We start from the raw sequence: 9,976 nt of genomic DNA, 5'->3' as shown, positions 1-9,976 counted from the left end.
TCGAATGTGAGGCCGCGTGACGCTAGTACGCTATGGCGCCCATTCCAGCCAGCACGGCATTCTCAGCCTTCCCGACGGTCCCGGCCCGTGGCCGGTCGCTGTGGTCATCCATGGGGGGTTTTGGCGGACGGCCTACGGCGCCGACCTGACCTCCGATATGGCCGAAGATCTAGCGCAGCACGGCTTCGCTGCCTGGAATCTCGAATACCGCAGGGTGGGCGACGGCCTGGACCATGGAGGCGGTGGTTGGCCGAACACGTGTCTCGACGTTGCTGCCGGTGTCGACCTGCTCGCCGCGATTGGTCAAAACCTGGCAGCCGGTCGCCTCGACCTGTCGCGAGTGGTCGCAATCGGGCACTCCGCGGGAGGTCAGCTGGCCGGCTGGCTGGCCGGTCGAGGGTCGCTGCCCGCCAACGCTCCCGGAGCCTTTCCCCTCGTACCGCTAACCGGCTTCGTCAGTCAGGCAGGAGTATTGAACCTCACGTTGGCGCTGAAGGAGAACCTGGGTGCCGGAGCCATCCGGAACTTCCTGGGCGCCTGGGTGGCCCACCCCAGGGCCTGCTCGCTGGCTTGTCCCAGCGCCCTGCTTCCGATGGGCGTCCCCTCGATATGTGTGCACGGCACGGCCGACGACGACGTGCCACTTAGCCAATCGCAACGCTTCGTCGCTGCGGCGCGACGGGCCGGCGACGACTCCCGGCTGCGGGTGCTCTCCGGCGCCGACCACTACGCACTCATCGATGTGACGTCCCCCGCGTGGGCGGTGTGCCGCACGGCGGTCCTGGATCTGGCGCGCTGACCCTGTGGTCTCGTCATAGGTGGCGGCAGTGAGCGCATATTGGGCCAGTCCGGTCGGGCGCCGGCAGGCACGAGCGCTTCGCCGCACAAATCAGCTGACGCAGGACCCAGTGGCCACCGGTTGGGTAGAGCCGACCTTTTCAGGTGAGACGCCACCTCGTCGGCGGTCAGCACGAAGCCGAGGTCGGCGTCGTCGACAGCCGCCCCGAACACCACACCTAGCACCCGGCCATCGAGGTCGATTAGTGGCCCGTATTCCCTTGTTCCACAACGGTGCCTGCTGTCGTGGACGCGGGTGGACATGTCAACAAGTTCTTAATGATGGCGCCCTGGCCGTCTTCGGCGCACCCAACGACGTGGCCGATCATGCCGACGCGGCGCTGACCGCCGCTGTGGTGATTCATCGTCTAGTCGCCGAGCGATTCGGCGAGAGCTACGCATCGGCATCGGGATCAACACCGGTGTGGTGATCGCCGGAACCATCGGCGGCGGCCTGGAGTTCACACTCATCGGGGACACCGTCAACGTGGCAGCACCCTTCGAGCAACTCACCAAGACCACCGGCGACGCTATCCTGCTCACGCAGCAGTGCGTCGACGCGCTGACGTCTCGACCGCCCGGACTCATCGACCGGGGATCCCGTGCCCTGAAAGGAAAGTCAGCTTCGGTGCAGGTGTTCGGCCACGACCAAGAGTCGGACGTGCGGGCTGGCATCACTAGTTAGCGAGGTGAATTAAACCTCTGCCGCGCCATCATGCGACCCGATACTTTCGCTGCGACTTTCGAGAAACCCACAACAAAAGTTCTGGAAAAGGGATTCGGAGCAACGACGCGGGGGTTCGTCGTTTTCTCTTTGTCAATGTGACACTTCGTTAGCTGGAAGTATCCGCAGGTCGAGGCGCTTGGCGCTTAGTATCCCTGAATGGATCGCTTCTGGCAGTGGGCGTGGGATCGGTACGGGGCGTGGTACTCGCGGGTGAATTACGCAGTCGGCGTCGCCCAGTTCGTTACCGTCTACCTCCTTTCGTCGTTTATGGTTCTTGCTTTCGAACGGTCCGATCGCTACGCGGCGGCAGCCGCTATCACCGTCGGCATGGTGCTGGTGCTGGTGTACGTAATGTTTCTTCCCGGTGTCGGCCAGAGCAGCGTTTTGCAGCGGTGGCAGCCGGTCGCGATGGTGATCGGGAGAGGGCGCTGCACGGCAGCTACGCGTGGACCCGCGCAGTTGTGCCCCGCACGGTTGGGGCACATGTCGTCTTGGCGCCCTTGCTACTCGTCGGGGTGGGCGCGATCGCCGGCGCTAGCGAGTCGCGGCTTGTCCAGTACGCGATCGTAGGTGTTGCCATAGGGATCCCGCTGGCGGTGTTTGGTGTGCATAGCGCGCCGGAGGCGGCGGCGCGGCCAGTCAGAGCTGCCCTCGCTGCTGATACAGGAATCGGTGACTCTCTGCCTCGCTCGCGTCCTAGTCTTGCCACCTGGTCGAGCGCATCCATTCTCGCAGCCACAGCGTGCTTCGGCACGGCAGGCGCTATGTTGGGAACGCTAATCCCTCTGCTCCGCTCGGTTCCCGTGCTCTGCGCGGTGATTGCCTATGGTTTGACGCTTTGGTTCGCCGTGCTGATCAGCGTGCCCGTGTTCTCAATGTCCTTGCGGCCGATACGTGACCTCACCGAAGCGACCGTTCGGGTTGGGGCGGGTAACTACAGCCAGCGCCTGTCAGTTGTTCAGGACGACGACCTTGGAGCCTTGGCGGCGTCATTCAATCGGATGCAGGCGGGTTTGGCTGAGCGGCAACGACTTCAGGCCGCGTTCGGTACCTACGTCGACCCCGCCCTGCCGACACGCTTGCTTGAGCAGGGTGACGATGTGTTCGCCGGTGAGCGCCGTGAGGTGAGGGTGATGTTCGTCGATGTCCGTGACTTCACCCCCTTCGCCGAAGCCAACACTGCTGAGGACACCGTCGCCCGGCTCAACGCCCTGTTCGAGATCGTCGTGCCTGCGGTGGTGGATGCCGGTGGGCATGTCAACTAGTTCCTGGGTGACGGGGCGCTGGCTGTCTTCGGCGCACCCAACGACCTAGTGGACCATGCCGACTCGGCTTTGACTGCTGCAGTGATAATTCACCGCCTTATTGCGGAGCGGTTCGGTGCAGAGCTTCGGATCGGTATCGGGATCAACACCGGTGTGGTGATCGCTGGCACCATCGGCGGCGGCGGGAAGCTGGAGTTCACCCTCATCGGTGACGCCGTCAACGTGGCCGCTCGGGTCGAGCAGCTCACCAAGACCACCGGCGCCGTAATTCTTCTCACCAAACACCGTCGAGACCCTGGCCTCTCAACCGTCCGGACTCATCGACCGGGGATCACATGTCCTGAAGGGAAAGTCGGGCGCCGTAAAGGTTTTCGGTCTCGACGTAGAGATCCTTCGTATGACGGATCTCACGCGCGGTCGAGCAGACTCGGCGCGCCAGTAGCGGTCCTATTTGACCGTCTCGAAAGCGTCGTATCGAAGACGGCCCAGCGATATGGCGCACACCGCTTGACCAGCAGTGACACGATATTGGGGTGGACGACGCTGGCGGCACGCTGACGACGGCGGAATTGTCGTGTGGTTCGTGCGGCGCGGAACTGCCGCCAAACTCGAAGTTCTGCAACCAGTGCGGTGCACCGGTCACAAGAGCCACCAGATGGGCGGGGTACAAGCAGGTGACGGTGCTGTTCGCCGACGTGGTTCATTCGATGGACATCGCCGCGACCGTCGGTCCCGAGCGGCTGCGCGAAATCATGGCCGAACTGGCCGATCGGTGCGCCGCGGTTGTCCAGCGGTATGGCGGCGTGGTGGACAAGTTCACCGGTGATGGGATCATGGCGATGTTCGGCGCAACAGTGGCGCTGGAGGACCACGCCGTGCGGGCGTGCCTGTCGGCGCTCGTGTCGAGTCCACGATGTCGGTGAACAACACTGTCGCGAGCACCCGATCATCGGCCACCTCGGGCTGTTCGCCGGTGAGGAACTCGGCGATCGCCTGGAAAGAATCGCGCCACGGTGGCGTCGGAGGCTCCCGTGCCTGGCTGGTCGAAGAAGATCAGTCGGCCAAGCGATGTCATCGCCTCGACCCACCCGTGTACAGAGGGTAGTTCCGGCATGAGGTCACAGTTGCTGGACAACTGCGGGACGAACACAATGTCGCGCTCGCCCTCGGGAGAGGCGCGGTAGCGACGCGCAAGCCCCCGTTCATCGCATAGCGCGTCTCCGAGAACATTGCGGAAGTGTATGCCGAGGAGGGCATCGGGTTCTCTCGTCGGCGTGGTGGCCGGGGCCAATCAGCCCTGAACTCCACCTCTGGGTCGATGGCGATGCGCCGATGGTTTCATCCGTGGTTTCGCCGGTAGCGCCGGACGGGCACATGGCCCCTGATTTTGACCTCGACTTCGGCTCCCGCCCCAACCTCTTTCACGGTGAACGTGTAAAGATCGCCCAGCGGGCTGATAAGCACATCGCCCACTAGCGCCTCGACGTACCACAGCACGCCCGGCTGGTTGCCAGGGGGATTCATGCCCTGCCCTCTTCGACGTGCCATTTCACGTCCGGGTGGTCAGAAGGGAATTCGATGTTGTCACCACGCGGATCTCCTCAGCGCGAATGGCGTCATAGTCGTGCTCGGTCACTGCGTCACTTCCTGCCTTGTCCTCCCCGGCCCCGCGCCGTGCCACGGGATCAGCGGGGGAGTTTTACCCCGCGAAGGCTAGTCAGCGCCACTCCACCGTGTCGCGCTCGCGGTTGAAGATATGAGAGCCCTTCGCTGGAAGGCGAACAAGGAAAGTTAATGGACGCCACCAACGTCATCGACGAGCAAACCACCATGACCGCTACCTGAGTCCGGCGATCGTCGGTACGAGAAGTGCTACCGCAATGGCGAGACCACACAAGCACCCAGTACCGGCCAGCCAGCGCGCGGGACCTCTGGTCCAGCGACTTGGCGCTCGCCGGGCTCTCCGCGATATCCATCTGTCTCGAAAACGATGGGTTAGGTGAATCTCGAAATTCGGTCTCAAAAGGTCGGTCCGTCAACACGCTCGGAAGTCACAAAGATGCTGGCCTTTTCCGCTGGGTCGCAGGTGCCAGGCGCGTAGTGTCCCGGCATGGATCGCATTTGGCAGTGGGCGTGGAATCGGTTCGGGGCGAGATACACATGGGCAATCTGTGCAATCACGTTCACCGTGATTCTGCCGGCCTACCTCGTTTTGTCTTTTTTTGTTGCCGCTTTCGAGAAGTCGGGTCACTACGTCGAAGCGGCCGCGGTCACCGTTGTCGTAGTGCTGCTGGGGTTGTACATGACCTTTCTTCCCGGCTTGGGTCAGATCCGCCTTGCCGAGAAGTGGGCCGCCGGCCACGAGGTCGATCGGGCGAGGGCACTGGACGCAACCTATGTCTACGCTCGGGGCGCGGTCGCTCGAGGGCTGGGAAGCAACGTTGTTTGGTGCGCGCTGAATTTGGTCGTTGTCGGCGCGATCGCCGGAGGAACCGGGTGGCGGCTAGTCCAGTACGGGATCCTGGGCGGCGCCACCGGGCTGGGCATCCAGTTGATTGCTATTCACAGCTTCATGGAGGCGGCGCTGCGACCAGCCAGGGTCGCCCTCGCCGGGGATACGGGGATCGGGGACTCGCTGCCCCGGTCTCGCCCGACTTTTGCCACGTGGTCCAACCTGTCGGTGCTCGGAGTCACGTTCAACTTCGCCGTCGCAGGCGCCATGCTGGCGGCCGTGTTCGATCGGACCAGTGAGGTCCCCGTGCTTTCCGTTGTGATCGGAGGCGGGCTGGCGCTTGTCTTTGGGATGCCGGTCATTGTTGTTCCTGCGTTCGCACCATCCTTGCGACCAATTCGTGACCTCGCCGAAGGAACTGAACGTGTCACGGCCGGCGATTACAGCCAACGACTGCCGGTGGTGCAAGACGATGACCTTGGTGCGCTGGCGGCGTCCTTTAACCGGATGCAGTCCGGTTTGGCTGAGCGGCAACGCCTTCAGGCAGCGTTTGGGACTTACGTCGACCCGGTCTTGGCGGCTCGGCTACTTGAGCAGGGCGACGATGTGTTCACCGGGGAGCGCCGTGAGGTGACGGTGATGTTCGTCGATGTCCGCGATTTCACCCCGTTCGCGGAGGCGAACGCCGCCGAGGACACTGTCTCCCGGCTGAACGCGCTGTTCGAGATCGTGGTGCCCGCTGTCGTGGACGCCGGTGGGCACGTCAACAAGTTCTTAGGTGACGGCGCTTTGGCGGTCTTCGGCGCTCCGAATGACCTTGAGGATCACGCTGATTCGGCTTTGACTGCCGCCGTGTGGATTCATCGCCTTGTCGCCGAGCGGTTCAGCGGGGAGCTGCGGATTGGTATCGGGATCAATACCGGGGTGGTGATCGCTGGGACCATCGGCGGTGGCGGCAAGCTGGAGTTCACCCTCATCGGTGACACCGTCAACGTCGCAGCACGTGTCGAGCAACTCACCAAAACCACCGGCGACGCTATCCTGCTCACCCAGCAGTGCGTCGACGCCCTGGTGGGTCGACCGCACGGACTTCTCGATCGGGGTCCCCACGCCCTGAAGGGAAAGGCGGCCGCGGTGCAGATCTTCGGCCTTGACCCAATGGCCTCCGCTTTGTGAGACCTAGATAAGGGTGTATTAGTCGAACATTTCTCGATGAGGAGTTGGCTACCCACCTTGGGACTGGCATGGCGTGTGCCGGCGAGATTGACCGCGGTCAAGGTATTGACTTGCAGTCGGGCGCAGGCGTTTTGCTGTCCTCACCGGTCTGTGACAGGTGAGCCAAGTGGATCACCTCTGGTGTGGTCCGGGAATGCACTTGGTCCTGTCGAATCGGGCGTTGAGGCGGAACCTGAGGGACTGACCGAGTCGCGTCCGCGCCTTGCTCAGCCCGTGTGGGCGATGGCGCGAGTCTTGGACAACGCGCTAGCAGGTTAAGCGAGCTATCAGCGGCCAAGGTCCTGGGTGCGTGGCTGGACAAGTTGCGCTCAGGATGGGCACAGTGGGCACCGCGGGCGGTTGGCTGTGGTGCGGGCGAGCGACCGAATACTCCATCAATGCGGGTCTGCGGTGATGATCGTTTCCTTGCCAAATCCGGTCAGTGCCGGTCGTGTCACGCGTTGTACGGTACGGCTCGCCTGTCGACGTGGTGCGGCGTGGGCGGTCTGCACGTTCGCTGAGCGGCGGCGCGATGGCATGATAACCAGTGCGCTGAGGAATAGCGCTCCGGAAACCGCCAGAGGAATAGTCCAGGCACGGCGCACCGCTATCGCAGTGCCGCATCGGTCGACGAAATGGGTCCCACTCGAGTCCGCAATCTGGGCCTGGCTGAAGGCGCTGCGGAGCCCAGTGCCGCAATTGATTCGGAAGCCCCATTGGTCGAAATCACCGAGAAAAACTGGCATCCAAAGTGCGAAGAGACCCGTCATGAGCAGCAAGAGGCCAGCGGCTAGTATCAGCAAGTGCCGAGTGGACATAGTCGCCAGTGCGCTTTTTCTCGGCCTCGCTGATTTTTCACCCACCAGCCAGGAACTTGCATCCATTGCGCGTCCGGTCTCATTGGGTTCCAGGAAGTCCAACCGCGGTGGATAGTGTCGCGGCGACCGGAGATCCAGTGGCGAAATCCTGACTATTGCCCCCCTGGCGGCGACCCATGGGGTAGCGCCATTCTGCGAAGGGGTGGGCCGTAGCGGCATGCCGACGGCGGCTGGGCTTGGAGCGGGGTCGTGGTTGGCGATGACGTCGGGCGCCGGCGAAATCCCAACGTCGCTGTGGGCTGCAACGTGTTCGGAAATCAGTTGTTCTGCAGATGTGTTCGTCCGTGTGGCCGTTATTGCGGACATTCGGGTGCCTCCCTTGATCGAATCGTTTTCGCAGCATCGGTTGATTGCGAGCTGGGGCATGGGCGCCGGTTGTGGCGTAGTCGGTGATTCCTGGGAGCCCTCTGGCCGGCCAAGCTCCACTGTGCACACACCGGCCTGGTGAGCTCCTTCGGCACTCCCGAGGTGAAGACGTCTGCGCATGGCATCGGCGAAAGCCTCCCGACAGATAGATCCGGTCGCCGTCTTGTATGCTACTTATTTCAGAAGTATACAAGTTGATATAAAACTAAGCAAGGTTTTCTGGTAGACTGCTCTCATGTGGACCGTGAAGGGGGATCAGTGACGCGTCGCAGCTACAGCCAGTACTGCGGGCTTGCCCGAGCACTCGACCTGGTGGGCGAGCGATGGATGCTATTGATCGTGCGCGATCTGGCCATCCGCCCCCGACGGTTCGGTGAAATCCTCGACGGCTTACCCGGTTTGGGTACTAGCTTGCTGTCCGAGCGGCTGAAAAACCTCGAGGACGATGAGATCGTCGAGCGGGCTATCAGCGGCAGAGGACGCGGCGGTGTCGTGTATCGCCTCACCGCCCGAGGACAAGCCCTAGCCCGCGCCCTGCAGCCGTTAGCAGCCTGGGGCGCAACGTTTCTGGACCCAACCAAAGGCGACAAGTTTTCGCCGGATTGGCTGTTCTTCGCGGTCCGCTCAGCCTTCCACCCGGAAGCCGCCGCAGGAGTCCATGACTGCTACGAATTTTGCGTGGACAACAAAATTTCGTTCTGGGTCACCATCGACGACGGCGACATCCACATAACCCAGAAACGCCCGAGAAAGCCCGATTTCACCCTCAAAATGGCACTGTCGGACCTCGGAGGCATCGCCTCAGGTCAACTCAACCCCCAATACCTCGTCGAACAAGGGCGAGCAAAGTTCCGCGGCGACGCCCAAGCCGCCGGGCGCGCCCTGGCACTCTTTGGCGCCGGTCGAACTCCACCCCTTCAGTCATCACCGGAACATGCATTGCCCAACAGTGGCGGTGCGCCGGCGAAGGTTTCAAGCAAGCCACTACCACAACCATAGGGAGGTTCGAGATGCCAGTCATTGATATGTACGTCCCCCAGGGCGTCCTGGACGATGAGACCAAGCAAACCCTGCACCGCAACGTCAGCCGCCAAGTGCTAGAGGCCGAAGGCGCAACCTACGACGAATCGCCCTTGGCCCAGGCAATCACCTGGATGCTGATTCACGAAGTGCCCGAGGGTACCTGGTCGGTGGGCAGCCAAGTGCAGTCAAGAGGCGATGAGCCCCGCGTGCTCACCCGGGTAAGCGTGCCGCATGGATCGCTGAATGATGAACGCCGTGCCGATATCGCGAAGCGGGTGAACCGCGAGGTCGTCAATGCACTCGGAGACCAGTTCACCGATCCGACGAAAAGCTTCTGTCTCATTTCTGAGCAGACGTTTAGCGGCGGTGGGACCGTCGTCAGCTTCGCAGAGCTCGTCCAGTGGCTTGGGCTGCCGCACCGGCTGGACCGCCACGAACCAGCGGCGCCAGCCGCCCTTGCTGAGTCTGGCAGCTGATCCCAGGACGTTTGCTGGCAGTCTGAAGTGTGCTGATGCACCTCTACCCTCCAACACCGGCATTAGCGTCGGCCACACCGCGCGGTACTCACGCGCGATGACAGCACGCTTCGGTGCGCCCGTGCCGCTTTCGAGCCGCACGGCGAGGAGCCGCCACCGATAGCAATTCGGAGCGATGGCCTCAATGTCACGCTTGCAGGCGGCGTAGCCTTGCTCGTCCGGCGGCACGGTAGGTCGCGAGGTTGATCGCGTTGTCGACCGGGGGCGATGCGCGATCGACCACACGTCGGATGACGGTCTCAATAGCGCGCAACTCATCCATGGTGAGATTCTCGAGCGGCATAGTCATCATGGAGATCTCGAGAAAGCACACGAGTTTCTCACGCTCGACAGAATTTGAAGTCGTCATGGCTGTTGATTCCTTTTAGCCGGGGCTAGCGTTACCGACAGTCATTTCACACACAACTTGAACCGGTGGCACACAACGTCGCTTACTCACCGTTTTCGAGAGAGCCACGAACGTGCCGATCCTGTTTGCCCGATTCTGATGTCGAGAATCATTGCGATTCAACGACTGTCCACTCAACACAAGGATCCGAACATTGCCAGCCATGATGATCTACGTCAGGAGAGGGTATGTCTATCCCGCCGAACCCTGCGGCGGTCCAGCCTTTGGCTCGTCCCTGTTTCGCCAGCGGCGTTGAAAGTGGCACTGCCACAACGGATTTCGCGCACAA

7 protein-coding genes and 4 pseudogenes are annotated in these 9,976 nt (G+C 62.4%); 7 read left to right on the top strand and 4 right to left on the bottom strand.

Translation table 11 applies throughout. The features are described from left to right. Window positions 1–16: 16 nt before the first annotated feature. Complete coding sequence (locus A9W99_RS01980) at window positions 17–799, top strand: S9 family peptidase (protein ID WP_067372609.1); 783 nt, start codon at window positions 17–19, stop codon at window positions 797–799. A gap of 90 nt (window positions 800–889) precedes the next feature. Here A9W99_RS01980 and A9W99_RS25760 read toward each other — a convergent pair. Further along, window positions 890–1,050, bottom strand: a pseudogene (locus tag A9W99_RS25760) (serine protease); the annotation flags it as partial. Between the two features lie 21 nt (window positions 1,051–1,071). Between A9W99_RS25760 and A9W99_RS01975 the strand changes: the two are divergent. The 3 pseudogenes from A9W99_RS01975 to A9W99_RS01965 form a co-directional block, all read left to right on the top strand. Then, a pseudogene (locus tag A9W99_RS01975) lies at window positions 1,072–1,522 on the top strand (adenylate/guanylate cyclase domain-containing protein); the annotation flags it as partial. Between the two features lie 198 nt (window positions 1,523–1,720). Then, window positions 1,721–3,271 (top strand): annotated as a pseudogene (locus A9W99_RS01970) (adenylate/guanylate cyclase domain-containing protein). 91 nt (window positions 3,272–3,362) lie between these two features. Further along, window positions 3,363–3,728, top strand: a pseudogene (locus tag A9W99_RS01965) (zinc-ribbon domain-containing protein); the annotation flags it as partial. 439 nt (window positions 3,729–4,167) lie between these two features. Here A9W99_RS01965 and A9W99_RS01960 read toward each other — a convergent pair. Then, window positions 4,168–4,353 carry a hypothetical protein gene (locus A9W99_RS01960; RefSeq protein WP_067372600.1) on the bottom strand — a complete coding sequence of 62 codons (186 nt, stop codon included), beginning with the start codon at window positions 4,351–4,353 and terminating at the stop codon, window positions 4,168–4,170. A 586-nt stretch (window positions 4,354–4,939) separates the two neighbouring features. Between A9W99_RS01960 and A9W99_RS01955 the strand changes: the two genes are divergently transcribed. Further along, window positions 4,940–6,457 (top strand): adenylate/guanylate cyclase domain-containing protein, encoded by a 1,518-nt coding sequence (locus tag A9W99_RS01955; RefSeq protein WP_067372597.1) that lies wholly within the window; start codon window positions 4,940–4,942, stop codon window positions 6,455–6,457. Between the two features lie 434 nt (window positions 6,458–6,891). Here the strand turns inward: A9W99_RS01955 and A9W99_RS26930 are convergent, their stop codons facing one another. Beyond that, window positions 6,892–7,416: a hypothetical protein gene (locus A9W99_RS26930; protein WP_156622902.1), complete on the bottom strand. Its 525-nt coding sequence runs from the start codon at window positions 7,414–7,416 to the stop codon at window positions 6,892–6,894. 582 nt (window positions 7,417–7,998) lie between these two features. On the opposite strand from A9W99_RS26930, the gene A9W99_RS01950 reads away from it, so the two are divergent. Next, entirely contained in the window at window positions 7,999–8,739 is a 741-nt protein-coding gene (locus A9W99_RS01950; RefSeq protein WP_156622901.1) for a winged helix-turn-helix transcriptional regulator, read from the top strand. An 11-nt stretch (window positions 8,740–8,750) separates the two neighbouring features. Beyond that, entirely contained in the window at window positions 8,751–9,239 is a 489-nt protein-coding gene (locus A9W99_RS01945; RefSeq protein ID WP_156622900.1) for a hypothetical protein, read from the top strand. Between the two features lie 187 nt (window positions 9,240–9,426). Here the strand turns inward: A9W99_RS01945 and A9W99_RS01940 are convergent, their stop codons facing one another. Then, a complete protein-coding gene (locus A9W99_RS01940; RefSeq protein ID WP_067372591.1) occupies window positions 9,427–9,648 on the bottom strand; it encodes a hypothetical protein in 222 nt (73 codons plus the stop codon). Between the last annotated feature and the right edge of the window lie 328 nt (window positions 9,649–9,976).

It is taken from the genome of Mycobacterium sp. 1164966.3 (assembly GCF_001665395.1).
GTDB lineage: Bacteria > Actinomycetota > Actinomycetes > Mycobacteriales > Mycobacteriaceae > Mycobacterium.
This window is presented reverse-complemented; position numbering and strand designations above follow the sequence as displayed.

What these genes read in the sequence shown, in the direction of transcription:
- A9W99_RS01945 (WP_156622900.1), top strand. Translation starts at nt 8,751, where the DNA reads ATGCCAGTCATTGATATGTACGTCCCCCAGGGCGTCCTGGACGATGAG.
- A9W99_RS01960 (WP_067372600.1), bottom strand. Translation starts at nt 4,353, where the DNA reads ATGAATCCCCCTGGCAACCAGCCGGGCGTGCTGTGGTACGTCGAGGCG.
- A9W99_RS01940 (WP_067372591.1), bottom strand. Translation starts at nt 9,648, where the DNA reads ATGACGACTTCAAATTCTGTCGAGCGTGAGAAACTCGTGTGCTTTCTC.
- A9W99_RS01955 (WP_067372597.1), top strand. Translation starts at nt 4,940, where the DNA reads ATGGATCGCATTTGGCAGTGGGCGTGGAATCGGTTCGGGGCGAGATAC.